The organism is Pseudomonas sp. JUb42 (assembly GCF_024807945.1).
Lineage (GTDB): Bacteria > Pseudomonadota > Gammaproteobacteria > Pseudomonadales > Pseudomonadaceae > Aquipseudomonas.
This window is the reverse complement of the sequence record NZ_JANUFD010000011.1, coordinates 186,637-212,329: the sequence shown is the minus strand read 5'-3', so window position 1 is coordinate 212,329 and position 25,693 is coordinate 186,637. Positions and strand designations below refer to the sequence as shown.

Sequence of the window (25,693 nt, the reverse complement as noted above, 5' to 3'; positions counted from 1 at the left end):
TGCCTATAAAATAACAAGGACGATCCATCGTGAGTTCAGCCAGTAAATCCATTCTGTTGGTCGACGACGATCAGGAGATCCGGGAGTTGCTGCACACCTACCTGACCCGTGCGGGCTTCCAGGTGCGGACCGTGGGCGATGGTGCCGGATTTCGCCAAGCGCTCAATGATGAGCCCAGCGATCTGGTGATCCTTGATGTGATGCTGCCCGACGAAGACGGCTTCAGCCTCTGCCGCTGGGTGCGCCAGCATCCGCGTCAGGCTCAGGTGCCGATCATCATGCTCACCGCCAGTTCCGACGAGGCCGACCGCGTGATTGGTCTGGAACTGGGTGCGGACGATTACCTCGGTAAACCCTTCAGTCCCCGTGAATTGCAGGCGCGGATCAAGGCTCTGTTGCGTCGGGCACAGTTTGGTCAGCAGGAGCGGGTGGGTGGCGAAGTGCTGGTGTTCGATGAGTGGCGTCTGGATATGGTCAGCCACCGTCTGTTTCACAAGGACGGCGAAGAAGTGATTCTCTCCGGCGCCGACTTTGCCCTGCTCAAGTTGTTTCTCGACAACCCTCAACAGATCCTCGACCGCGACACCATCGGCAACGCCACCCGTGGCCGCGAGCTGATGCCCCTTGAGCGCATTGTCGATATGGCGGTCAGCCGTCTGCGTCAACGCCTGCGTGATACCGGCAAGTCGCCACGCCTGATCCGCACCGTGCGCGGCAGCGGCTACCTGCTGGCGGCCAACGTGCAATCGCAACTCAGCAATGGTTACTGACGCTTGATCAGTCTCGATACGAAGCGCCGGTTCCCGTTGCCGCGTTCGTTGCTGGGGCGCATGTTGCTCCTGACTCTGCTGGCGGTGTTGTTGGCCCAGACCCTGTCCAGCGTGATCTGGCTGGCGCAGTTGCGTGCCACCCAGATGGAGGGGCTGATCACCGCAGCACGCAGCCTGGCCAACTCCATGGCGGCCAGTGCCAGTTATTTCCGCTCGTTGCCAGTGGCCTATCGACCGCTGGTGCTGGATCAGCTGCGCAATATGGGCGGCACGCGCTTCGTCGTGACGCTCAACGATCGCCCGCTGGACATGACCACGCTGGAACTGACCCCGCGCAAGCAGGCGGTACTGGATATGGTCGGCCAGGTGTTGCGGGAGCACTTGGGCAACGGGCCGGATATCTCGGTGCGTTTCGTCCGTCCCGAAGACTTGCGGATCTTCAACAGCGGTCTCAAGCTCGACGAATTGCCGCGTTCCTGGGCGCATTACGCCTTGAGCCTGGAGCCGGTCAATCCGCCGGTACTGGTCACCCAGATCCAGATGGCGCCGGGGGAATGGCTGTACATCGCCTCGCTGTTGCCAGAGCCCTACACCACCCTGGAGGAGCAGGAGTTACCGGTCTCCCAGGTCTGGTTCATCGTCCTGACCAGCGTGTTCCTGCTGCTGTTCATCGGCCTGCTGGTGCATTGGCAAAGTCGTCCGCTCAAGCGTTTGGCCCGCACCGCCCGGGACATGTCCCTGGGTGCCGACGTCGAGCCGGTGGTCGAAGGCGGTGGCAGCGAGGTGGTGGAAGTGAGCCGGGCGTTCAATGCCATGCGCACCCGCATCAGCCGCTATCTGACCGAGCGCGGCCAGTTGTTCAGCGCCATTTCCCACGACTTGCGCACGCCCATCACGCGCCTGCGGCTGCGGGTCGAGCTGCTGGAAGACGAAACCCTGCAAACCAAGTTCGGCCGCGATCTCGACGAGCTGGAGCTGTTGGTCAAGGGTGCATTGCAATGCGTGAAAGACACGGACATCCACGAGAACATCGTCGACGTCGACCTCAATCACGTTCTCGACGTGCTGATCGAGCCGTACCTGCTGCCCCAGGGCAATGGCTGCGTCACCCAGCAGGGCCAGGCCGAGGCCAGCTATCCGGGCAAGCCCCTGGCGCTCAAGCGCTGCATCGGCAACCTGATCGACAACGCCATCAAGTATGGGCAAAAGGCCCACCTGAAGATCGAAGACAACCCCAAGGCGTTCGTTCTGCATGTCGATGACGAGGGGCCGGGCGTTCCCGAGCAGCGTCTGGAGCAGGTATTCGAGCCGCATTTCCGCCTCGCGGGCAGCCAGCAACAGGGCTACGGCCTGGGGCTGGGCATCGCGCGCAATATCGCCCACAGCCATGGGGGCGAAGTGAGCCTGCAGAACCTGCGCGGGGGTGGGTTGCGGGTGACCCTGTATCTGCCTCGCACAGCTGAGTAGGAGCGGCTTTCGCCGGGATGGCGCCCTCGCGGCTGAAGTCGCTTCTAGGGGTGGTGCCGTCTTGGGCTTTTGTTGGATTAATCCTACAAAACTTTAGGAAAATTCAGTCAAAACGAATTTTTCCGACAGTCTGGACATCCCTTTTCCGACGGTAGATCCTCTGTAACCCTCATTCCAGAGCGGTTTTTCCTGAATGTTCGAAATGTCACTATCTTGTGACACTTGCACATCCCTTCGTTACTGTTCTTTCAAAACCCTTGGTTAGACTTCTATGCAGCGCAAGCACCTGACGACTTGCTCATGCATAACAACAAGAAAGGTTAAATCGATGAATTCAATCTCCCGCCTCGCTGCTGTCATTTCTCTCGCCTCGTTGTTTCCGCTGAGCGCTCACGCTGCCGACTCCAAGGGTACGGTCGAAGTCGTACACTGGTGGACGTCCGGTGGCGAAAAAGCCGCTGTCGATGTACTCAAGGCGCAAGTTGAAAAAGACGGCTTTACCTGGAAAGACGGCGCTGTAGCCGGTGGTGGCGGTTCCACCGCCATGACCGTACTGAAAAGCCGCGCCGTTGCCGGTAACCCACCGGGCGTTGCCCAGATCAAAGGCCCCGACATTCAGGAGTGGGCGTCTACCGGTCTGCTCGACACCGATGTGCTCAAGGATGTCTCCAAGGAAGAGAAGTGGGACTCCCTGCTCGACAAGAAAGTCTCCGATACCGTGAAGTACGACGGTGATTACGTCGCTGTGCCGGTGAACATCCACCGCGTCAACTGGCTGTGGATCAACCCGGAAGTCTTCAAGAAAGCCGGTATCACCAAGAACCCGACCACCCTCGAAGAGTTCTACGCTGCCGCCGAGAAACTCAAGGCCGCAGGCTTCATCCCCTTGGCCCACGGCGGTCAGCCTTGGCAGGACAGCACTGTATTCGAAGCCGTCGTTCTCTCGGTCATGGGCGCTGATGGCTACAAAAAGGCCCTGGTAGACCTGGACAACGGCGCGCTGACCGGTCCGGAAATGGTCAAGGCCCTGACTGAGCTGAAGAAAGTCGCCACCTACATGGACAAGGACGGCAAAGGCCAGGACTGGAACCTGGAAGCCGCCAAAGTCATCAATGGCAAGGCCGGCATGCAGATCATGGGCGACTGGGCCAAGAGCGAGTGGACTGCGGCCAAGAAAGTCGCGGGCAAAGACTATGAGTGCGTAGCCTTCCCGGGCACCGACAAAGCCTTTACCTACAACATCGACTCCCTGGCGGTGTTCAAGCAGAAAGACAAAGGCACCACGGCTGCCCAGCAGGACGTCGCCAAGGTCACCCTGAGCGAGAACTTCCAGAAAGTCTTCAGCATCAACAAGGGTTCGATCCCGGTTCGTACCGACATGTTGAGCGATATGGGCAAGTACGGCTTCGACTCCTGCGCCCAGACAGCGGCCAAGGACTTCCTGGCTGACGCCAAGACCGGCGGTCTGCAACCGAGCATGGCGCATAACATGGCAACTACCCTTGCCGTACAGGGTGCGTTTTTCGATGTCGTGACCAACTACATCAACGACCCGAAAGCCGACCCGGCAGATGCCGCCAAGAAGTTGGGCGCAGCGATCAAGTCCGCCAAGTAATTCGTAGTACCTGAACCCCCCAGCCGCAGTTCGTGCTGTTGAAACCGCAACCTGGTTTCACGCACGCCTGCGGGCTGGATTCGATGTATCAGACCTGGATTTTCCGATGAGCTCTGTCGCTGTCTTCAGCAAAGCCAAAGCCTCGCCGTTCGATGCGCTCCAGCGCTGGCTGCCCAAGTTGGTGCTGGCGCCGAGTATGTTCATCGTTCTGGTCGGCTTCTATGGCTATATCCTCTGGACGTTTGTGCTGTCTTTCACGTCCTCCACATTCCTGCCGTCCTACAAGTGGGCCGGGCTGGCGCAATACGAGCGCCTGTTCGACAACGACCGCTGGTGGGTGGCGAGCAAGAATCTGATGGTGTTCGGTGGCATGTTCATCGGCATCAGTCTCGTTGTCGGCGTAATCCTGGCGATTTTCCTCGACCAGCGCATCCGTCGCGAAGGCTTTATCCGCACCATTTATCTGTACCCGATGGCGTTGTCGATGATTGTTACCGGCACCGCCTGGAAGTGGCTGCTCAACCCTGGCATGGGCCTGGACAAGCTGCTGCGTGACTGGGGCTGGGAAGGCTTTCGCCTGGACTGGCTGATCGATTCCGATCGCGTGGTCTACTGCCTGGTTATCGCCGCTGTCTGGCAAGCCTCGGGTTTCATTATGGCGATGTTCCTCGCCGGTCTGCGTGGCGTTGACCAGTCCATCGTCCGCGCTGCGCAGATCGACGGCGCCAGCCTGCCGACGATCTACTGGAAAGTGATCCTGCCGAGCCTGCGCCCGGTGTTCTTCAGCTCGGTGATGATCCTCGCCCACATTGCAATCAAGAGCTTCGACCTGGTCGCAGCCATGACGGCCGGCGGCCCTGGCTACTCCTCGGACCTGCCAGCGATGTTCATGTATTCCTTCACCTTCAGCCGCGGGCAAATGGGCATGGGCTCGGCCAGTGCGATCCTGATGCTGGGGGCGATCCTGGCCATTCTGGTGCCTTACCTGTATTCCGAGCTGAGGACCAAGCGCAATGACTAGTCTCGTTGGAAAATCGCCGATCAGCCTGAGCCGCATCGCCATCCATGTGGTGCTGATTGCTGCCTGCCTGCTGTATCTGGTGCCCCTGGTAGTGATGCTGCTGACCAGCTTCAAATCCCCTGAGGACATCAGTACCGGCAACCTGCTGAGCTGGCCGACCGTGATTACTGCCATTGGCTGGGTCAAGGCCTGGGCTACGGTAGATGGTTACTTCTGGAACTCGATCAAGATCACCATCCCGGCGGTGCTGATCTCCACGGCCATCGGTGCGTTGAACGGCTACGTGCTGTCGATGTGGCGCTTTCGCGGTTCGCAGCTGTTCTTCGGCCTGCTGCTGTTCGGCTGCTTCCTGCCGTTCCAGACCGTGCTGCTGCCGGCGTCCTTTACCCTCGGCAAGATGGGCCTGGCCAGCACCACCACCGGCCTGGTGTTCGTTCACGTGGTCTATGGCCTGGCCTTCACCACGCTGTTCTTCCGCAACTACTACGTGAGCATTCCCGATGCGCTGGTCAAGGCGGCACGCCTGGATGGCGCGGGTTTCTTCACCATTTTCGGCAAGATCATCCTGCCGATGTCGACCCCTATCGTGATGGTCTGCCTGATCTGGCAGTTCACTCAGATCTGGAACGACTTCCTGTTCGGTGTGGTCTTTTCCAGCGGTGATTCGCAGCCGATTACCGTGGCGCTGAACAACCTGGTCAACACCAGTACCGGGGTCAAGGAATACAACGTTGATATGGCGGCGGCGATGATTGCCGGTCTGCCGACACTGCTGGTCTACATCGTCGCCGGCAAGTATTTCGTGCGCGGGCTCACAGCCGGCGCAGTCAAGGGGTAATCATGGCAACGCTCGAACTACGCAACGTCAACAAGACCTACGGTGCCGGTCTGCCCGACACGCTGAAGAACATTGAACTGCAGATCAAGGACGGCGAGTTCCTGATCCTGGTCGGCCCATCGGGCTGCGGCAAGTCGACCCTGATGAACTGCATCGCGGGCCTGGAAAACATTACCGGCGGCGCGATTCTCATCGACGGCTCCGATGTCAGCGGCATGAGCCCCAAAGACCGTGACATCGCCATGGTGTTCCAGTCCTACGCGCTGTACCCGACCATGAGCGTGCGCGAGAACATCGAGTTCGGCCTGAAGATTCGCAAGATGCCGCAGGCGGCCATCGACGAAGAAGTCTCCCGGGTCGCCAAGCTGCTGCAGATCGAACACCTGCTCAATCGCAAGCCCGGCCAGTTGTCCGGTGGTCAGCAGCAGCGTGTGGCCATGGGCCGTGCCCTGGCGCGGCGGCCGAAGATCTACCTGTTCGACGAACCGCTGTCCAACCTCGACGCCAAGCTGCGGGTCGAGATGCGCACCGAAATGAAACTGATGCACCAGCGTCTCAAGACCACCACCGTCTACGTCACCCACGATCAGATCGAGGCGATGACCCTGGGCGACAAGGTTGCGGTCATGAAGGACGGCATCGTCCAGCAGTTCGGTACGCCGAAAGAGATCTACAACAACCCGGCCAACCTGTTCGTCGCCAGCTTCATCGGTTCACCGCCGATGAACTTCATTCCATTGCGCCTGCAACGCAAGGACGGCCGCCTGATTGCCTTGCTCGACAGCGGCCAGGCCCGTTGCGAGCTGCCGATGAACATGAACGACGCCGGGCTTGAAGATCGTGAAGTGATTCTTGGCCTGCGTCCTGAGCAGATTCTCCTGGCTTCGGCCGAGACGTCCGGGCTGCCGACCATTCGCGCCGAAGTCCAGGTGACCGAGCCTACGGGCCCGGACACCCTGGTGTTCGTTGACCTGAACCAGAGCAAGGTCTGCTGCCGCCTGGCGCCGGACGTCGCGCCTCAGGTCGGGGAAAGCCTGAACCTGCAATTCGATCCATCCAAGGTGCTGCTGTTCGATGCCAAGACCGGCGAGCGCCTGGGCGTGCTGGGTAATGGCGAGGGAAAGCCTCAGCCCGCTGAGCGTGTGGGCAACGTCACCCAATTCAACCGTAGCTGAACATGTTGTAACGCAACCGAGCACAGCAGGTCGGCCATCTCTGCCTTACCGGGTGGCCAGCCTGTCAACACGAAGCAGTGAATACACAAAGCAGTAATCAATAAAAATAAAATTACGAGGATTTAAGGGATGAAGAAGATCAAAGCCAAATCGATTTCCCGTCTCCAGCTGGTCAGTCAGCTCTCTGTATTGGGCGCGCTGGCACTGACGGGTAATGCCCAGGCCGATGATGCATTCGCTGCGAACTCCAAGTACATGACCGGCGATTGGGGCGGTCTGCGTAGCGAGCTTGAGAGCAAGGGTTACACCATCTCGGCAGAGTACGTCGGTGAGGTGGGCAGCAACGTCAAGGGTGGCTACAACAACGACAAGACTGCACGTTATGCCGACCAGTTTGCCTTCGGTCTGGACATGGACCTGCAAAAAATCCTCGGCTGGCACGATGCTGAATTCAAGCTGGCAGTCACCGAGCGTAGTGGCCGCAACATCTCCAACGACCGTATTGGCGATCCTCGCGTCGGCACCATCAGCTCCTCGCAGGAAGTCTGGGGCCGTGGTCAGACCTGGCGCCTGACGCAAATGTGGTACAAGCAGAAATTCTTCGACGGCGCCCTGGACATCAAACTCGGCCGCTTCGGCGAAGGCGAAGACTTCAACAGCTTCCCTTGCGACTTCCAGAACCTGACCCTGTGCGGTTCTCAGGTCGGCAACTATGTAAACACCTGGTACAACTGGCCAATAAGCCAGTGGGCTGCGCGCGTGAAATACAACATCACGCCTGAGTTGTACGCCCAGGTCGGTATCTACATGCAGGACGCCGACAACCTCGACAAACACAACGGCTTCACCCTCGCCACCAGCGGCTCACAAGGCAACGTGGTACCGGTCGAGCTGGTGTGGTCGCCGATGGTCAACAAGCTGCCGGGCGAATACCGCATCGGTTACTACCGCAGCACGCCCAATGCCAACGATCTCTATGAAGCCCAGAACGGCCAGCCACAAGCTGTGGTCGGTGGCAATTTCAAAGAGCATGACGACAAGCATGGCTGGTGGGTCGTTGCCCAGCAACAGCTGACGTCGGTTGGCGGTGATACTTCCCGTGGCCTGAGCATTTTCGGCAACCTGACCGTGCATGATAAAGCGACCAACTTCGTCGACAACTATCAGCAGATCGGTCTGGTCTTCAAAGGTCCGTTCGATGCCCGTCCAAAAGACGATATCGGTGTCGGTGTTGCGCGTATCCACGTGAACGACGATGCAACGGATAACGCCCGCCTGCGCAACCAGCTCAGCGGCATCAGCGACTACGACAATCCAGGTTTCGTGCCGGTCCAGAAGACCGAATACAACTCCGAGATCTACTACGGTGTGCATGTCACCGACTGGCTGACCGTGCGTCCTAACCTGCAGTTCGTCAAACACCCAGGCGGTGTTGACCAGGTCGACGACGCCATTGTTGCCGGTATCAAGATTCAGTCGAAGTTCTAAGGGCAGTTACAAGCTATAAGCTGCAAGCGACAAGTTAGAAGCTACTGGCTTGCAGCTTGAGGCTAAAGATCGTGTGTGCTTTGCGGGCAGCAGTTCTGCCCGCCTTTTTTAAGCTCGAACAATTTGCTTCCGTGCTCCCGGAGGCATTTTTTTTCTGTGCGGTAAACCGGGATAACCATGGCGATCAAGGAAGCGGGGATGCTGGAGCATCCATTGCAGCGTTTTTTCAGGTCGCGCCGGGCTCGCCCGACGTTCGAATGGGAACGCTATCAGCTACGCGATGTGCTGGTGATCGATCACCCGCAGTGCCAGGCCGTGTTCAGTCGGCAGGGCGGGCAGTTGCTGCATTTCCAGCCGGTGGGGCAAAAGCCCTGGCTGTGGTGCGCCGCCCAGTGGCCTCAAGTCGGTCCGATCCGCGGTGGCGTGCCGGTGTGCTGGCCCTGGTACGGCCGCCATCCCAGTGAAGGCGTCTGGCCGGCCCACGGCTGGGCGCGGCTACTGGACTGGAAGCTCATCGACAGCAGCGAAAGCGCAACAGGTGTCAGCCTGCACTGGCGCCTCAAGCTGTGGGACTGGCAGGCCGATCTGTACGCCGAACTGGGGCAGGGCATGGAGTTGCGCCTCAATACCTGCCACGAGGACAGCGCGCCCTGTCAGTTCAGTCATGCCTTGCACGCCTACTGGCGTATCAGCGATGTTGCCGACGTGGCACTACAGGGCCTGGACGGCGTGCAGGGTTACGACCATCTGGTGCGTCGGGCCTGTCAGCAGGAGGGCGAGTTGCGTGTCGCCGGTGGTTGTCAGCGCGAATTCGACCATAGCGGCCCGCTGCATTTGCAAGACCCGGCGTGGGATCGGCGCCTGGGCATCGATACCGGCGACAGCACCAGCACCGTGGTCTGGCATCCGGGGCGCAGACCGCTGATGGGGGTGGCGGGCAGCGAGGCCTCGGAGTTCGTCTGTGTGGAAGCGGCAGCGGGGGGCGGCGATAGCCTGAGTCTGGCGCCGGGGGAGCATGCCGAGTTGAGTTTGCAGGCGTATCTGGTGCATTGATATTGCCTGCCTGATGCGGTCGCGAACTGTGGGAGCCGTCCCGCCGCCAAGGCGCCGCGCTGTCGCGCAGCAAACATTAGCCGGGGGGCAGGGGCAAATCTGTGGGAGCGAATTCATTCGCGAAGGGGCCGGTATATCCGACGCATCTTCATCGCCTGGAACACCGCTTTCGCGAATAAATTCGCTCCCACAGTTAGGCTTTAGCCCTGATCCTCTATCGGATAGCGGCTGTCATTCAGACTTTCCTTGATCTTGCGCAAATGCGGCTGGAAGTCCACGCCACGGCGCAGGGTCATGCCCGTGGCCAGCACATCCAGCACGGTCAGCTGGATGATCCGCGAGGTCATCGGCATATAGATGTCTGTGTCTTCCGGCAGTGGAATGTTCAGGCTGACCGAGCTGGCCTTGGCCAGTGGCGAGCCGGCTGCGGTCAGGCCCAGCACCGAGGCGCCGTTGGCCCGGGCGATGCGTGCCACTTCCACCAGTTCGCGGGTGCGGCCGGTGTAGGAAATTATCACGAACAGCTCGCCGGTATGGGCCACCGAGGCAATCATGCGCTGCATCAGCACGTCCGCATGGGCGGTGACGGCCAGGTTGAAGCGGAAGAACTTGTGCTGCGCATCCAGGGCTACTGGCGCCGAGGCGCCGAGGCCAAAGAAGTGGATCTGCCGGGCCTGGATCAACATATCCACGGCCTTGCTGATCAGGGACGGGTCCAGTTGCTGGCAGGCGCTGTCCAAAGAAGCGATGGCGCTGCCGAAGATTTTTTGCGTGTAGGCCTCGGGATTGTCGTCGGCCTCGACTGCGCGACTGACATAGGCCGCGCCGCTGGCCAGGCTTTGGGCCAGTTGCAGCTTCAATTCGGGGTAGCCGCTGACCGCGAACGAACGGCAGAAACGGTTGACCGTCGGTTCGCTGACCTTGGCCGCCTGGGCCAGTGCGGCAATGCTGAAACGGGTCGCTTGCTGTGGGTTGAGCAGGATCACTTCGGCGACCTTGCGTTCAGCCTTGTTCAGCTCTTCGAGTCGGCCCTGGATCTGCTCCAGGAGGTTGCGTATGCGGTCCATTCGGGTCCCTTCATCGTGTTGCAACAGGCTGATCTTCAACGAGGATCGACGAACCTCTTTAGCCTGTCGCAAAGGTGGCCTATCGTACTCAGGGCCTGTGTTGATCACCACTGGAATATCGATTCTGAACAAATGTTGTGGTTATTACTACATATGGCCTTGAGTAACGCCTTTAAAAAAGGTATTTGTAGTCTAACTTGATAAAAGAACCAACATTATGCCTTCGATTACGGTTGAACCGTGCACTTTTGCCTTGTTTGGCGCCTTGGGCGACCTGGCGGTGCGCAAGCTGTTCCCGGCTCTATACCAGTTGGACCGTGCCGGTTTGCTGCATGCCGACACCCGTATTCTCGCGCTCGCGCGCGAACCGGGCGACGAGCATCAGCACCTGGCGTACATCGATAAATCCCTGCGCCGCTTCGTGCCTGATGCCGAACTCGAGCCAGAACACGTCGCGCGCTTCCAGGCGCGACTGAGCTACCTGCACGTCGACTTCCTCAAGGCTGAGGACTACGTGGCCCTGGCCGAGCGGGTCGGCGATGCCGAGACCTTGATTGCCTACTTCGCCACACCCGCGTCGGTGTATGGCGCGATCTGCGAGAACCTGGCGTCGGTCAATCTCACCGAGCGCACCCGCGCCGTGCTGGAAAAACCCATCGGTCACGACCTGATCTCGTCGCAGACGGTCAACGACGCCGTAGCGCAGTTCCTCCCTGAAACCCGCGTCTACCGCATCGACCATTATCTGGGCAAAGACACGGTGCAGAACCTGATTGCCCTGCGCTTCGCCAACAGCCTGTTCGAGACCCAGTGGAACCAGAACCACATCTCCCACGTAGAAATCACCGTGGCCGAGCAAGTGGGTATCGAGGGCCGCTGGGGTTATTTCGATCAGGCCGGGCAACTGCGCGACATGATCCAGAACCACCTGCTGCAATTGCTCTGCCTGATCGCCATGGACCCGCCCAGCGATCTGTCCGCCGACAGTATTCGTGACGAGAAGGTCAAGGTGCTCAAGGCTCTGGCGCCGTTCACCCCGGAGCGCCTGGCGACCCAGGTGGTCCGTGGCCAATACATCGCCGGCTACAGCGAAGGCAAGCCGGTGCCCGGTTATCTGGAGGAAGAAAACTCCAATACTCAGAGCGACACCGAAACCTTCGTCGCCATTCGCGCCGATATCCGCAACTGGCGCTGGTCCGGCGTGCCGTTCTACCTGCGTACCGGCAAGCGCATGCCGCAGAAACTGTCGCAGATCGTCATCCACTTCAAGGAACCGCCGCACTACATCTTCGCGCCGGAGCAGCGCATGCAGATCAGCAACCGCCTGATCATTCGCCTGCAGCCCGACGAAGGTATTTCCCTGCAAGTGATGACCAAGGACCAGGGCCTGGACAAGGGCATGCAACTGCGCAGTGGTCCGTTGAAATTGAGTTTTTCCGACACCTACCGCAGCGCCCGGGTCCCGGACGCCTACGAGCGGTTGTTGCTGGAAGTGATGCGCGGCAATCAGAACCTGTTTGTCCGTAAAGATGAGATCGAGTACGCCTGGCGCTGGTGTGACCAGCTGATTTCCGGCTGGCGCAAGGCGGGCGACGCGCCCAAGCCTTATGCGGCGGGGTCGTGGGGGCCGATGAGCTCCATCGCTTTGATTACTCGAGATGGGAGATCCTGGTATGGCGATATGTGAACTTGAATTGCCCGCTGGCCTGGTGGCCCGGGAATTCGATAATCCCGGCCTGCTGGCCGAAGGGCTGGCCGCTAACGTAGCCGACCGACTGAACAGCGCGATCAACGAGCGTGGCATTGCCACGCTGGTGGTCTCCGGTGGGCGCAGCCCTGTGGCGTTTTTCCAGAGCCTGGCCGAACAGGCCGTGGACTGGTCCAAGGTGGTGATCAGCCTGGCCGACGAGCGCTGGGTGCCGGTGGAACACACCGACAGCAATGCCGGCCTGTTGCAGCGTTACCTGCTGCAAGGCCCGGTGGCCAAGGCGCGTTTTGTCGGCCTGTATCAGGTTGCCGACAGCCTGGAGGCTGCGGCCCTGTTGGCAGACAAGGCCTTGGCCGAACTGCCGACCATCGACGTGCTGGTGCTGGGCATGGGCGATGACGGTCACACCGCTTCACTGTTTCCCAACAGCCCGAACCTGACCGAGGCCCTGAGCCTGGACGGCGAGCGTCGTTGCCTGCCGATGCTGGCACCGACCGTGCCGCACCAGCGCCTGACCCTGACCCGTCGCCTTTTGAATTCGGCCCGTCAGCCCATCCTGTCTATTTCCGGGCAGGCCAAACTCGACACCCTGCGCACAGCACTGGCGGGCGATGACCTCGCCCAAATGCCGGTACGTGCGTTTCTCACCCCGTCCCTCGAGATTTACTGGTGCCCATAAGCAAAGGAACCGCCGCCATGAACACTCCTGAAACCCGACAGCCGCTCAACAGCATGGCGAACAAGGTTATCCAGATCGACGAACTCTGCGCCAAGGCGAAGATTCTGCCGGTCATCACCATCGCCCGCGAACAGGATGTCCTGCCGCTGGCCGATGCGCTGGCGGCAGGTGGCATGACGGCGCTGGAAATCACCCTGCGTTCGGCCTTTGGCCTGAGCGCGATCCGCATTCTGCGCGAGCAGCGCCCTGAACTGTGCGTGGGCGCCGGGACTATCCTGGACCGCCATCAACTGGCCGCTGCCGAAGCTGCCGGCTCGCAGTTCATCGTCACGCCGGGCAGCACGCAAGACCTGCTGCAAGCCGCTGTCGACAGCCCGCTGCCGTTGCTGCCGGGTGTCAGCAGCGCCTCGGAAATCATGATCGGCTACGCCATGGGCTATCGCCGTTTCAAACTGTTCCCGGCGGAAATCAGCGGCGGCGTCGCGGCCATCAAGGCTCTGGGCGGCCCGTTCAACGAGGTGCGCTTCTGCCCGACTGGCGGCGTGAACGCCGACAACCTGAAGAAGTACATGGCCCTGCCTAACGTGATGTGCGTTGGCGGTACCTGGATGATCGACAACGAGTGGGTCAAGAACGGTGACTGGAACCGCATCACCGAAGCCACGGCCGAGGCCATGGCACTGTTTGACTGAAGGATTTTGCCGGGGCCGTCACTGACGGCCCGGGCAGCAATGAAGATGTGTGTGTAGTTGGCTTTTTTGGCGCACCCTGGTCCGGTGCGCCATTTTTTTTCAGGCCAATTCAGTCAGTGCCCGGACCAGCAACTGTAGATCCGCCACTGAGGTACTGAAGCCCGGCGTTACCCGGATACACGGCCCGCAACCGGCGCCCGTACGGCCGACCGTGAACAGGTTGTAGTCCTGCAACAGTTTTTCCACCAGTGGTTGCTGATCCTCATGCCGGGTGAAGCGAAACGCCGTGATCCCGCAATACAGCCGTTGATCGTCCGGTGTCAGCACCTCGATCCCTTCCAGACCCCGTACCCCCTCGACCCAGATATCCCGCAGATAATTCAGGCGTGCCTGTTTGACTGCGGCGCCACCCATTGCGTAATGCTCTTCAAAAACCGTCGGCAAGGTCATCCACGCCGGGATATTCGGCGTGCCGTAGGGCGCGCGGGAGCGGATATCGTCGTCGGCATAGCGGGTGTCACCCATATCGGCATCGATGCTGCCCAGGCGCTCCCGGGCGATATAGACAAAACCCAGGCTCAGAGGCGCGCCAATCCACTTCTGCAGGTTGTAACCGGCAAAGGCCACGCCCAGCTCATCGAGCTTGAAATCCAGCTGGGCGAGGGCGTGGGCGCCGTCGAGGATCACATCGATGCCGTGGGCTTTGGCCCGTTCGGCAATGGCCTGCACCGGCATCACCAGACCGGTGCGGTGGGTGACGTGGGTCAGGGCCATCAGCTTGAGCCGTGGATACTGCTTGAACGCCGCTTCGTAGCTGTCCAGCAGGCTGTCGTAGCTGGCCGGGTGGGCATGGGTGATTTCGATCACTTCCACGCCGCGGCTCTTGGCCAGCCAGCGCATGGCACTTTGCACGCTGATGTAGTCGAGGTCGCAGATCAGCACCTGATCACCCGGCTGCAGGCCGTTGTAGTTGCGGATCAGCACTTGCAGGGATTCCGAGGCGCAGCGGGTGATCGCCACCTCCTCGGTCGCCACCTGTACCAGCTCGGCCAGTTGTTGGCGTATCTGCTCGCTGTCATGGCTGTCGAACTGCTGGCGCACGTAGACCGAGTTGCTGCGGTTGACGTAGTCGATATGGCTTTTATAGGCCGCCAGGACCTTGTCGGTCATGCGCCCGAAGTAGCCGTTCTCCAGGTTGATCGGGCCGGGTTCGACGGTATAGGACTCGGCAATGCGTTGCCAAAAGTCTTCATCTCGGGCCAGTTCAAGCGCAGTGGCGTTGTCGCGGGCAGCAGGCATGGCGGTCTCACTTATCGTTGAAGTGTCGGCGGGGGCGGGTGCGCAGAGGGTCGAGCAGCTCGGACAGGCCGTTATGGTCTATCTCCTGCATCAGGGCCAGCAGGGCACCCAGCTCGCCCTTGGGGAAACCTTCGCGGGCGAACCAGTTCAGGTAAGGCCCCGGTAGATCCGCCAGCAGGCGGCCTTTGTACTTGCCGAAGGGCATTTCCTGGGTCACCAGCAGCTTGAGTTTTTCCGGATTCATCAGTCGTGCTCGTGGTTCGCTGGGCCGTACGGCCATATGGGAAAAGATACGTGCATTCTGCATGCAGGCCAATTGACAGTTCATGCAGAAACCCCGGTGGATCTGTCTCTTGATATTTATAACGTATTGAAATTAAAGGGTAAAAACTGTTTTCAATTCCTGGCACGGGCGCTGCAACTACCTTGGCAGCAACGCAAAACTTGATCAACCCGCCAATAAGGAATTTGAAAATGACAGATATCAATAAAGAATCGATCTCGCTGCTCAATGACCTGATCGAAACCAGTAAAGATGGTCAGAAAGGGTTTGAAGAAAGCGCCAAGGACTTGAAAAACCCTCAGCTTAAAGCGTTCTTCGCCGAGCATGCGGTAGCCTGCGCTACTGCCGTTCGTGAGCTGCAGACCGAAGTTCGTGCCTTGGGCGGCGATCCTGAAACCAGCGGTAGCGTTTCCGGCTCCGTACATCGTGCCTGGGTCAACCTGAAGTCGTCGGTGACTGGCAAAAGCGATGAGGCTGTGCTCAATGAAGTTGAGCGTGGTGAAGACCATGCGCTGAAGGCTTATCGTGAAGCGGCCGAGAAAGCCCGTAAGGAAAACCTGCCAGTGAATGTGGTCAGCCTGATCGAGCGTCAGCTTGCAGGCACCCAGAAAAATCACGATCAGGTCAAACTCCTGCGTGATCAGGTACGTCGCGCCAGCTAAGTTCTTTTAGCCCGTCGAAAAAACGCCAGCCCGTCTGGCGTTTTTTTATGGGCGCTGCATGACTTCATTTTGTAGGAGCGAGGCTTGCCCGCGAATGGTCGATACGGCTGGCACATTATCTGGGCCAGATATATTGCTTTCGCGGGCAAGCCTCGCTCCTACATGTGGTAATCGCACAAAGGATGGCCAAAATTAACTGACATCCTCCGGGCAAGGCACAAAAGCGGCCTGTTCCACCCGATTGCGCCCCTTGCGCTTGGCTTCGTACAGCGCCTTGTCGGCTACCCCGAACAGCGCCGCCAGTTTGTCTGCAGGGCCGGCGGTCTGGGCGGCGATGCCAATGCTCACGGTGATGGGTTGTGGATCATTGGCAAAGCGCGGCATGGCCTGAACGGCGAGGCGGATCTTCTCGGCCATCAGCCTGGCGCCGGCCAGGTCGGTCTCGGGCAGGATGATCAGAAACTCCTCACCGCCATAACGGGCCGCCAGGTCACCCGGTCGGCGGATGGTTTCGGTAAAGGTCTGGGCAACCCGGCGCAATGCTTCATCTCCACCGTTGTGGCCGTGGCGGTCGTTGAAGGCCTTGAAGTGGTCGACATCGATCATCAGCAGCGCCATGGGCTGGCCAGAGCGTTGCGCCCGCGCCCATTCCTGTCTCATCACCTGATCCAGCTGCCGACGGTTGGGCAGGCCGGTGAGTGAGTCGGTGGCGGCCATCTGTGCCAACTCCGTCTCGGCCTGATGACGCAGACGCAATTCCCGGCATAGCAGCAGGGTCAACCACATAATGCCGATGCACAGCAGGCCGGTGGCACCGGCCACCAACAGCATGTTGCGACGCCAGACGGTATAGACCTCATCCAGGGACTGGCCCACCACCACAATCAGCGGCAAGTCGCCGACACGAGAAAAGGTGTACAGGCGCTCGAGATTATCCAGGCCGGAGATGCCGCTGAAACTGCCGTTTTCCTCCCTGAGCATGCGCTGGAAATTGGGCTGCTTGCTGAAGTCAGTACCGACCAGATCCTTGCCCAGGAAATCCGGTTGGCGGGTTATCAGGATGCCTTGGGAGTTGATCAAGGCCACGCTGCTGTTCTGACCGACATTGAGGTTCTTGAATAGGTTCTTGAAATACACCACGCGCATGGCACTGGTTGCCACGCCCATGAACTCGCCGTCGGGCCCGGACATGCGCCGACTGAAGGTCAGGCACCAGTCATTGAAGTTGGAGTAGCTGCGGAACGGGCCGCCGACCTGTAGCGTTGAGTCGCTGTGTTGACGGTGCCAGTCGAAATTGGGCCGGTCGGCGAAATTGTCCCGACGCGGCACCACCGAGGTGGAGTCGGCGAGAATGTCGCCCTTTTGATCCAGCAGAAGCAGGTCGCCTTTGTACGGCGCGGCGGTGGAGCGGTCGAACAGCACCATCTGTCGCAGTTCCGGGGAAATACTCATCAGGTCCGAACGCTGCCAAGCCAGGATGATGCCGGACAGCGAGGTGTCGTAAAGCTCGGCGTTACGCAGCACATCGGCATCGATCAACTGGACGATATTGGTGGCCGCCCGGGCCGCGGCGGTCTTGGCGTCGGCATGTTCGCGTATCAGCAAGGACGAAACGATGCCCACAATGGCCAGCACCGCAGCCAGGCCGCCGGAAATCAACAGGATTTGCGAGCGCGACCATTCCCTGCGCAAAGGAGGCTCAGCTGCGGTGGCAATCATGGCAAGCTTTGCGCCATTGAGCGGGTGGAAGTATTCAATTCAGTTCAATACGCCTGTATTGCCGTGATTTAGCGTCGTTTGTAACTGAATAGTCAGTCTGCCGATACAAAAAAGATCGAGGTGCAATGTCGTTAAACGCTGTGATCTAAAAGCGACGTCGCTTTTAGGCGTGCCCTCTGTAAAAGACCGTTTTTAATCGGTTAACAGGGCAAATTGATGCCAAAGGTGTTGATTCCACCTTCGCTGCGCACAAACACGCTGCCGCCGTGCATGAGGGCGATGGCTTTGACAATCGCCAGGCCCAGGCCGTGGTTGGCGCCGCTGTTGCTGCGCGAGGCGTCCACCCGATAGAAGCGCTCGAACAGTTTGGGCAGATGTTCATCGGCAATGGCGCCGCCGGGGTTGGCGACGCCGACGCTGGCCTGTTGCTCGTCACCGTGGATATCGACGCGGATCACCTGACCTGGCCCTGTGTGTTGCACGGCGTTGTGCAGCAGGTTGATCAGGGCACGGCGCAAGTGGGCCTTTTCAATCGGCGCACTGGCATCGCCATGGACTTCGACTTGCACCTGGGCGTCTTCGAGAATGAAGTCCAGATAGTCGAGGGTCGTCGCCACTTCCTCGGCCAGGGATGCGCAGGTCAGCTCCGTGGCCTTGCTGCCCTGATCGGCGCTGGCCAGGAACAGCATGTCGTTGATGATCGAACGCAGGCGCTCCAACTCTTCCAGGTTCGATTGCAGGACCTCGAAATAATGCTCGGCCGAGCGCCCACGGGTCAGGGCGACCTGGGTCTGGCCGATGAGGTTGGTCAGCGGCGAGCGCAGTTCGTGGGCCACATCGGCATTGAAGGATTCCAGGCGCGAATAGGCTTGTTCGACCCGTTCCAGCGTGCTGTTGAACGAAGTGACGAACTGGTCCAGCTCTGGCGGCAACGACGACAGTTGCAGGCGCCCGGACAAGCGCGGCGGCGCCAGCTTCTGCGCTTCCAGGGACAGGCTGACCAAAGGCTTGAGGCCGATGCGCGCGACCCAGTAGCCCAGCGCCGAGGCCAGCAGGATGCCCACGGCCGCCAGACTGATCAGGGCTATCAACAGCCGGTGCTGGGTGTCCCAGAAGGTTTGCATGTCGATGGCGATCAGAAAGCGCAGAGGCGGGCGCTGGTCCTTGGCCGGGAACTGGCTGATCAGCACTTTCAGGGGGAATTCACGATCCGGCAGTTGCAGGTCGCGCATGCCTGGGCGGCCCATGGCGAACTGGCGGATGTTGGCGTCCGGGTTGCCGAACTCGTACTGCGGGTTGTCGCTGACCACCCAAAAGTGAATGCGCTTGTCTTCCTCGCTGAGCAGCTTCAACTTGGCGTTGATCTTGGCCCAGTGCTCCGGGTTGCCGTAGCGGGTCACCGCCGACTCCAGCACGCTGTAGCGCGCATCCAGCTCGGCGGCGGGCAGGCGGCCCAGGCCCTTGTCGACCTGCAGGTACAAGACCCAGCCGATGAGCAGGAATACCAACAGCGCCACCAGGGCAAACAGGCCGCTCAGGCGCAGGGCAATGGAATTACTCGCCATCGCGGCTTTCCAGCACATAGCCCATGCCCCGTATGGTGTGCAGCAGCTTCTTCTCGAACGGCCCGTCGAGCTTGGCGCGCAGACGCTTGATCGCGACTTCGACGACATTGGCATCGCTGTCGAAATTGATGTCCCAGACCATCTCGGCAATCGAGGTTTTCGAAAGGATTTCGCCCTGGCGCCGAGCCAGTACGCTGAGCAGGGAGAACTCCTTGGCGGTCAGGTCAAGTCGTGTACCGGCACGGGTGGCCTTGCGGCTGATCAGGTCGATCCACAGGTCGGCGATGCTCACCTGCACCGGTTCATGGCCGCCGCTGCGCCGGGTCAGGGCTTGCAGGCGGGCGACCAGTTCAAGGAACGAGAAGGGCTTGCCCAGGTAGTCATCGGCGCCTTCGCGCAGGCCGCGGATGCGGTCGTCGACGTTCTCCCGGGCGGTGAGCATGATCACCGGGGTCTGCTTGCGGGCCCGCAGCGCGCGCAGCACCCCGTAGCCGTCAAGGCCCGGGAGCATGACGTCGAGAATGATCACCGCGTAGTCGTTTTCCAGACCCAGGTGCAGGCCCTCGATGCCTTCGCGCGCCAGGTCCACGGTATAGCCCTGCTCGGTCAGCCCGCGATGCAGGTAGTCTGCGGTTTTCTCTTCATCTTCGATGATCAGCACGCGCATGCAGCGACACTCACTTATTAATGGCCAGGGCCGCGACCGGTTCGGCCGAAGGCTCTGGATTACGGCGATGGAACAACCGCTCAAGCTGAAGGTAGACCACTGGGGTGGTAAACAGGGTCAATGCCTGGCTGACCAGCAAGCCGCCAACCACCGCGATACCCAATGGCTGACGCAATTCGGCGCCGACACCGTAGCCGAGCATCAGCGGCAGGGCACCCAACAATGCCGCCAGGGTGGTCATGATAATGGGCCGAAAGCGCGTCAGGCAGGCTTCAAAGATCGCATCCTGCGGGCTCAGCCCGCGTGAGCGTTGGGCATCCAGAGCGAAATCGACCAGGAGGATGCCGTTCTTCTTGACGATGCCGATCAGCAACACGACACCGATCAGCGCCATGATCGAGAAATCCTGGCCCATCAGCCACAGCAACAGCAGTGCGCCGATACCCGCTGAAGGCAGGGTCGAGATGATGGTCAGCGGATGCACGAAGCTCTCGTAGAGCACGCCGAGGATGATGTACACCGCTACCAATGCGGCGAGGATCAGCCATGGCTGGTTGGCCAATGAACTCTGGAACGCCTGGGCCGCGCCCTGGAAGTTGCCGATGATGGCCGTCGGCATGGCGATCTCGTTCTTGGCCTGGTTGAGCATCTGCACAGCATCGCCGAGGGCGACGCCGGGGGCCAGGTTGAACGACAGGTTGGCGGCCGGGAACATGCCGTCGTGGGCAATCGACAGCGGTCCCATTTTCGGCGCACTGACTTTGGCCAGTGCCGACAGCGGCACCATCTCGCCGGTCAGGGGCGAGCGCAGGTAGAAGTAGTTCAGGCTCTCGGCCTTGCCGCGCTGATGGGCGTCGAGTTCGAGGATGACTTTGTACTGGTTGGTGTCGGTCTGGTACTCGTTGATCTGGCGCTGACCGAAGGCGTCGTAGAGGGTCTGATCGACATCGGTGGCGGTCAGGCCGAAACGCGCGGCGGCACTGCGGTCGATATCGATATGGGTAACGCTGCCGCCCAGTTGCAGATCGTTGGACAGGTCGCGAAACGCCGGGTTGGTGCGCAGCTTCTCGGTCAGGTGCTGGGTCCAGGTGTTGAGCAGCGCGCCGTCATTGCTCTTGAGTACGTACTGGTACTGGGCGCGGCTGGGGCCGGAACTGAGGTTGATGTCCTGGCCTGCGCGCAGGTACAGCATGATGCCGGGGACTTTCGCCAGTTTCGGCCGGATCCGGTCGATGAACTGGCTGACCGAGACATCCCGCTCGCCGCGCGGCTTCAAGGCAATCCAGAAGCGCCCGCTGGCGATGGTCTGGTTACTGCCGCTGACCCCCACCGAATGAGAGAACGCCTGCACCGCCGGGTCGGCGCCGACGATGGCGGCCAGGGCCTGATGTTTGGCGACCATGTCCGGATAGGAAATGTCAGCGGCGGCATCGGTGGTGCCGAGGATGAACGCCGTGTCCTGGACCGGGAAGAAGCCTTTGGGAATCAACACATAGCCCGCACCGGCCAGGCCCAGGGTGAGGAAGAAGATTGTCATCATCAGGCGCTGATGGGCCAGGGCCTTGCGCAGAATGCGTTCGTAGCCCGCCAGCAGACGCTCGCCGAAGCCGGGTTTGGCGTGCGCATCGTGATGGGGGCGACGCATGAACAGCGCCGCCAGGGTCGGTGCCAGGGTCAGGGACACCACCACGGAAATCAGGATGGTCGCGGTGGCGGTCAGAGCGAACTCCTTGAACAGTCGGCCGACCACGCCGCCCATGAACAGCAGCGGAATGAACGCGGCGATCAGTGAGAAGCTGATCGAGACCACGGTAAAGCCGATTTCTCCTGCACCCTTGATCGCCGCTTCGCGCATGCCGTCACCGGCTTCGAGGTGGCGGTGGATATTCTCCACGACGACGATGGCGTCATCGACCACGAAGCCCACGGCCACCACAATCGCCACCAGGGTCAGGTTATTCAGGCTGAAGCCCATGACATACATCATGGCAAAGCAGTTCACCAGGGACACCAGCAGCACGGCAGTGACGATCAGGGTTGCCGACAGCTGGCGCAGGAACAGGGCCATGACCGCGACCACCAGAAGGATGGCGATCAGCAGGGTCATTTCCACTTCATGCAGCGAGGCGCGGATGGTCTTGGTGCGGTCCACCAGTACCGAGACGTCCACCGAGGCCGGGAGCATTTCCTGAAGGCGCGGCAGTTCGCGCTGGATACGGTCCACGGTCTCGACGATGTTGGCGCCGGGCTGGCGGAAAATCACGATATTGACGCCCTGGCTGGTGCCATCCTGATTGCCCGACCAGGCCTTGACGTAGGCGTTCTCCGCGCCGTCGATGACCCGCGCCACGTCCTTGATCTGCACCGGGGCGCCGTTCTTGTAGGCGACGATCAGGCTTTCGTAGTCTTTGGCCTTGAACAACTGGTCGTTGGCGGCCAGGGTCGAGAGATTGTCCTTGCCGTACAGCGCGCCCTTGGCCAGGTTGAGGCTGGTCTGTTGCAGCGCGCCGCGTACATCGGCCAGGGTCAGGCCCAGGGCGGCGAGTTTTTCCGGGGCGGCCTGGACGCGAATGGCCGGACGTTGCTGGCCGGTAATGGCGACCTGGCCGACGCCGTCGATCTGGCTCAACTGGCGGGCCAGCAGCGATTCGGTGACATCGCTCAGCTCAGTGCCAGGCATCAGTTTCGAGCTGACGCTGAGGATCAGCACCGGGCTGTCTGCGGGGTTGACCTTGCGCCAGGTGGGCAAAGTCGGCAGGTCCTTGGGCAGGCGGCCGGCGGCGGTGTTGATCGCCGCCTGGACCTCCTGGGCTGCGGTGTCGATGCTCTTGTTCAGGGTGAATTGCAGGGTCAGGTTGGTCGAGCCCAATGCACTGCTCGACGTCATCTGGGTCACGCCGGGCACTGCGCTAAACTGCACCTCAAGGGGCGTTGCCACAGACGAGGCCATGGTTTCCGGGCTCGCGCCCGGCAGCTGTGCCGAGACCTGGATGGTCGGGAATTCCGCCTCCGGCAACGGCGCGATGGGCAGGCGCGGATAGGCAATCAGCCCCAGCAGGACCATGGCGAAGGTCAGCAGCAGGGTTGCTACCGGATGATCGATGCACCACGCCGATATTGAGCCCTGGCCTTTCATCGTGCGGTCTCCAGCTGGCCGTTTTCGCCGGTGGCGTCACGTACCACATCGACCCGGGAACCGGCCTTGAGCCGCGACTGGCCGTCGCTGACCAGCTCATCGCCGGCATGGGGGCCACTGATCAGGGTCTGCTCGCTGTCCTGATACACCACCTTGACCGGCACCACCTCGACCTTGTTGTCCTTAACCCGGTAGGCAAAGTGCTGATCGATGCCGCGCTGCACCACTTGCGGCGGCACTTTCAAGGCGTTGCGTTCAAGCCCGGTCTGGATCTTGATCGTCACCAACTGGCCCGGCCAGAGCTGATCCTTGGGGTTGTCGAATTCGGCCTTGGCGCGAATGGTCCCGGTGGTCGCCGCGACCTGGTTGTCGATCAGGCTCAGGTGGCCCTGGCCGAGCAGATTGCCCGTGTCACCGTCGCCGAGGAATGCGCGGACGGGCGCCGGTGGGCTGGCCGCGATAAGACCCTGCAGGGTCGGCAGCATTTGTTGCGGCAGGGAGAACTCCACCGCGATCGGGTCGATCTGGGTCACGGTAAACAGGCCGATGCTGTCACTGACGCGCAGGAAGTTGCCTTCATCGACATTGCGAATACCGACCCGGCCCGTCACGGGCGAGCGGATCTGGGTGTAGGACAGTTGCACCTGCGCGGCATTGATGGATGCCTGATTGCCCTGCACGGTGGCGCTGAGCTGATGAACCAGGGCCTGTTGCTGATCGAAGGTCTGCTTGGAAATGCTGTTATCGGTGGTCAGCAGGCGATAGCGTTTGAGATCGACCTGGGCCACATCCAGCTGCGCCTGGCTCTGGGCCAGTTGTGCCTTGGCCTGCTCCAGACTGGCGCGAATGGCGCGGTCATCAATGGTCGCCAGCAGGTCGCCCGCTTTCACCACCTGGCCTTCCTTGACCTGAATCCGGGTAAGGATGCCGTCCACCTGTGGACGCACCACCACACTGTGCAGCGACAGCACCGAGCCCAGGCCGCTGACGAACAGCGGTACATCCTGTTCCAGCACCTTGATCGTGCGCACCGGTATGGCCGCTGGCGCCGAGACTTTGGCCGTGGCGGGCCGGGTCAGGCTCCAACTGGTGGCGGCGACAATGGCCACGACAGCGATGGCGATAAAAACGGTGCGGGTGTGTTTAGGCATGCGAAGAGGCGCCGGAGGGTCATTGGATCAGACGGACGTTTCAGGTCTGCCCTTTATAGACTGCCAACCCGGTCAGGAGAATGACCGCTACCTGTCAGGATTGTCAGCAAGACAAATAAGTTGTTGACCGAACCATCAAGAAAATCAGTCGGTGGGCGATATGATGATTAACGGTAGTTAAGTAAGACGGTCATAGTGTTTGTCTTTCGATGGAAATTTCCTACGTGAATTTTAGCGTGTCTGGCAATTCATGATTCCGTCAGCTTAACTCATAGCTGTATCTACCAGGCTGGAGAACTGCGATGAAGACGAAAGTTTCACGTTGGCAGCGGTTTCATCATTGGATAGTAAACAAAAATAAACCAACTGCGGTGGCGGTGTTTATTCTGGGTGCGTTAAGTGTTGATTTGGCCGGTGCGGCGCCTGGCGGACTTATAAAGTTTCGCGGCCATATCACGCAGGCCAGTTGCGAAGTGCGAACGGCTTCACTGACCAACAATAACGAGCGGGTGCTCAGGGTTTCGCCGGGCATCAATATCCTGGTCAACACAGTCGATAACGCGTGCAGCCACTCGGAGGCGCCTTTCACCCTGGCCTACAAGCCGTTGCCCGTTTCCGCTGGCAATGCTGCTGCACAGATGAAGTCCGGCGTGGTGACGATGACTTACGAATGAGCGGTTTGACTACAGAGCCCCAGACACGGCCGCCCGATAAATCGGAGCGGCCTTTTTTATGGCGCCGCAGCAGGTTTTGATTGGCAAATGGCAAGTGGCAAAAAAAACATTTGGTTGATCTTTTTACTCAGGTATTTTCTGAAAGTCTTTAATTACGCGGGGTCCGGCCATATGTAGAATTTTCCTACAGAATGGGATGGCCTATGTAATAGTTAAAACGTTCACCTCAAAGTAACTTTCCTGACAGCGGTAGAAGTTCTTCGCGCCTATAGTTCTCGCCGTCCGATTGTGGGCACACACGAAATAACACAAGGAATGTTGTTAGCATGAACATGAAGAAGCTTTCTCTTACAGCGGCAGTAGTGGGCGCGATGGTTCTGGGTACGATGGGGACAGCTTCAGCCGCGAATAATGGCAAGCTGATCTTTAACGGCACATTGACCAATATTTCCTGCGACGTAGGCGCGGGTGCCGGCACCAGCCCAGGCAGCAATCCGGGCGATATCAATGTCGATCTGGGTAACGTTTCGTTCTCTGACATCGGCGCGTTCAGCGAGAGCAAATTGCAAACGGCGATGCCGATTCAGTTGCTGATCAATTGCAGCGCCGGGGCTGACCAGTACAACCAGGTGAAGATGCGCTTCAACGCCAGCAACGGTTCCGGCCAGGATCAGAATGACCTGAAGCTGTTGCGTACCACCGGTTCGGCGCAAGGTGTGGGTATCGGTCTGATCAATGCGTCCAACGCGTTGATGGATCTGGGCGGCACCGAAACCATCGACAAACCGCTGGTCCAGGACGGCAACGGCGGCGCCACTGCCGAGCTGAACTTCGGTGCGGTGTACGTCCTCAACGGCACCACGACCCGTGCCGGTAACGCCGATGGCTTCATGCCGTTCGTGCTGGATTACGAGTAATACCGTAGGCGGAGCGGGCGCTGCCTGCTCCGTCTCTCTGGTTTCAA

The 25,693-nt window shown here is 60.2% G+C and carries 22 protein-coding genes; 14 read left to right on the top strand and 8 right to left on the bottom strand.

The genetic code is table 11. The features are described 5' to 3' along the window. Positions 1 to 29: 29 nt before the first annotated feature. From M2401_RS22100 to M2401_RS22065, 8 genes are all read left to right on the top strand, one after another. Entirely contained in the window at positions 30 to 770 is a 741-nt protein-coding gene (locus M2401_RS22100; RefSeq protein ID WP_259105963.1) for a response regulator, read from the top strand. 60 nt (positions 771 to 830) lie between these two features. Continuing rightward, positions 831 to 2,237: an ATP-binding protein gene (locus tag M2401_RS22095; protein WP_310504146.1), complete on the top strand. Its 1,407-nt coding sequence runs from the start codon at positions 831 to 833 to the stop codon at positions 2,235 to 2,237. 328 nt (positions 2,238 to 2,565) lie between these two features. Further along, positions 2,566 to 3,852 carry an ABC transporter substrate-binding protein gene (locus tag M2401_RS22090; protein WP_259105962.1) on the top strand — a complete coding sequence of 429 codons (1,287 nt, stop codon included), beginning with the start codon at positions 2,566 to 2,568 and terminating at the stop codon, positions 3,850 to 3,852. 106 nt (positions 3,853 to 3,958) lie between these two features. Continuing rightward, complete coding sequence (locus tag M2401_RS22085; protein WP_259105961.1) at positions 3,959 to 4,873, top strand: carbohydrate ABC transporter permease; 915 nt, start codon at positions 3,959 to 3,961, stop codon at positions 4,871 to 4,873. Beyond that, positions 4,866 to 5,711, top strand: a complete 846-nt coding sequence (locus M2401_RS22080) for a carbohydrate ABC transporter permease (protein WP_259105960.1) — start codon at positions 4,866 to 4,868, stop codon at positions 5,709 to 5,711. The genes M2401_RS22085 and M2401_RS22080 overlap by 8 nt, the downstream gene beginning before the upstream one ends. Before the next feature lie 2 nt (positions 5,712 to 5,713). Beyond that, positions 5,714 to 6,886, top strand: coding sequence for an ABC transporter ATP-binding protein (locus tag M2401_RS22075; protein ID WP_259105959.1), 1,173 nt, complete (start codon positions 5,714 to 5,716; stop codon positions 6,884 to 6,886). A gap of 129 nt (positions 6,887 to 7,015) precedes the next feature. Beyond that, positions 7,016 to 8,374, top strand: a complete 1,359-nt coding sequence (locus M2401_RS22070; RefSeq protein ID WP_259105958.1) for a carbohydrate porin — start codon at positions 7,016 to 7,018, stop codon at positions 8,372 to 8,374. Between the two features lie 198 nt (positions 8,375 to 8,572). Then, positions 8,573 to 9,427, top strand: a complete 855-nt coding sequence (locus M2401_RS22065; protein WP_409033967.1) for a D-hexose-6-phosphate mutarotase — start codon at positions 8,573 to 8,575, stop codon at positions 9,425 to 9,427. A 200-nt stretch (positions 9,428 to 9,627) separates the two neighbouring features. On the opposite strand, the gene M2401_RS22060 is transcribed toward M2401_RS22065, so the two are convergent. Next, a complete protein-coding gene (locus M2401_RS22060) occupies positions 9,628 to 10,485 on the bottom strand; it encodes a MurR/RpiR family transcriptional regulator (RefSeq protein WP_259106015.1) in 858 nt (285 codons plus the stop codon). 226 nt (positions 10,486 to 10,711) lie between these two features. Here M2401_RS22060 and zwf point away from each other — a divergent pair, with 226 nt between their 5' ends. Genes zwf through M2401_RS22045 form a run of 3 tightly spaced genes read left to right on the top strand, consistent with a single transcriptional unit; the run spans position 10,712 to position 13,573 of the window. After that, the gene (gene zwf, locus M2401_RS22055; RefSeq protein WP_259105956.1) at positions 10,712 to 12,181 is read left to right on the top strand and encodes a glucose-6-phosphate dehydrogenase; all 1,470 of its coding nucleotides are present in this window, start codon (positions 10,712 to 10,714) and stop codon (positions 12,179 to 12,181) included. Next, on the top strand, positions 12,168 to 12,881 hold the full coding sequence (gene pgl / locus M2401_RS22050; RefSeq protein WP_259105955.1) for a 6-phosphogluconolactonase: 714 nt from the start codon (positions 12,168 to 12,170) through the stop codon (positions 12,879 to 12,881). The genes zwf and pgl overlap by 14 nt, the downstream gene beginning before the upstream one ends. Positions 12,882 to 12,898: 17 nt before the next feature. Beyond that, positions 12,899 to 13,573 carry a bifunctional 4-hydroxy-2-oxoglutarate aldolase/2-dehydro-3-deoxy-phosphogluconate aldolase gene (locus tag M2401_RS22045; protein WP_259105954.1) on the top strand — a complete coding sequence of 225 codons (675 nt, stop codon included), beginning with the start codon at positions 12,899 to 12,901 and terminating at the stop codon, positions 13,571 to 13,573. A gap of 99 nt (positions 13,574 to 13,672) precedes the next feature. Here M2401_RS22045 and M2401_RS22040 read toward each other — a convergent pair whose 3' ends face one another. Further along, entirely contained in the window at positions 13,673 to 14,872 is a 1,200-nt protein-coding gene (locus tag M2401_RS22040; protein WP_259105953.1) for an aminotransferase class V-fold PLP-dependent enzyme, read from the bottom strand. A 7-nt stretch (positions 14,873 to 14,879) separates the two neighbouring features. Next, the gene (locus M2401_RS22035; protein WP_259106014.1) at positions 14,880 to 15,116 is read right to left on the bottom strand and encodes a DUF3820 family protein; all 237 of its coding nucleotides are present in this window, start codon (positions 15,114 to 15,116) and stop codon (positions 14,880 to 14,882) included. 230 nt (positions 15,117 to 15,346) lie between these two features. Here M2401_RS22035 and M2401_RS22030 point away from each other — a divergent pair, with 230 nt between their 5' ends. Beyond that, entirely contained in the window at positions 15,347 to 15,817 is a 471-nt protein-coding gene (locus tag M2401_RS22030) for a PA2169 family four-helix-bundle protein (protein ID WP_259105952.1), read from the top strand. 192 nt (positions 15,818 to 16,009) lie between these two features. On the opposite strand, the gene M2401_RS22025 is transcribed toward M2401_RS22030, so the two are convergent. The 5 genes from M2401_RS22025 to M2401_RS22005 all read right to left on the bottom strand — a co-directional run bounded on the left by M2401_RS22025 (position 16,010) and on the right by M2401_RS22005 (position 24,055). Next, complete coding sequence (locus M2401_RS22025; RefSeq protein ID WP_259105951.1) at positions 16,010 to 17,536, bottom strand: sensor domain-containing diguanylate cyclase; 1,527 nt, start codon at positions 17,534 to 17,536, stop codon at positions 16,010 to 16,012. A gap of 200 nt (positions 17,537 to 17,736) precedes the next feature. Continuing rightward, positions 17,737 to 19,101: a heavy metal sensor histidine kinase gene (locus M2401_RS22020; protein ID WP_259105950.1), complete on the bottom strand. Its 1,365-nt coding sequence runs from the start codon at positions 19,099 to 19,101 to the stop codon at positions 17,737 to 17,739. Beyond that, positions 19,091 to 19,768: a heavy metal response regulator transcription factor gene (locus M2401_RS22015; RefSeq protein WP_259105949.1), complete on the bottom strand. Its 678-nt coding sequence runs from the start codon at positions 19,766 to 19,768 to the stop codon at positions 19,091 to 19,093. The genes M2401_RS22020 and M2401_RS22015 overlap by 11 nt, the downstream gene beginning before the upstream one ends. Positions 19,769 to 19,778: 10 nt before the next feature. Next, positions 19,779 to 22,904 carry a multidrug efflux RND transporter permease subunit gene (locus M2401_RS22010; protein WP_259105948.1) on the bottom strand — a complete coding sequence of 1,042 codons (3,126 nt, stop codon included), beginning with the start codon at positions 22,902 to 22,904 and terminating at the stop codon, positions 19,779 to 19,781. Beyond that, positions 22,901 to 24,055 carry an efflux RND transporter periplasmic adaptor subunit gene (locus tag M2401_RS22005; protein WP_259105947.1) on the bottom strand — a complete coding sequence of 385 codons (1,155 nt, stop codon included), beginning with the start codon at positions 24,053 to 24,055 and terminating at the stop codon, positions 22,901 to 22,903. Before M2401_RS22005 ends, M2401_RS22010 begins: the two co-directional genes overlap by 4 nt. 302 nt (positions 24,056 to 24,357) lie before the next feature. Between M2401_RS22005 and M2401_RS22000 the strand changes: the two genes are divergently transcribed. Continuing rightward, on the top strand, positions 24,358 to 24,729 hold the full coding sequence (locus M2401_RS22000; protein WP_259105946.1) for a hypothetical protein: 372 nt from the start codon (positions 24,358 to 24,360) through the stop codon (positions 24,727 to 24,729). Positions 24,730 to 25,061: 332 nt separating this feature from the next. Then, a complete protein-coding gene (locus tag M2401_RS21995) occupies positions 25,062 to 25,646 on the top strand; it encodes a fimbrial protein (protein ID WP_259106013.1) in 585 nt (194 codons plus the stop codon). Positions 25,647 to 25,693 lie beyond the last annotated feature (47 nt).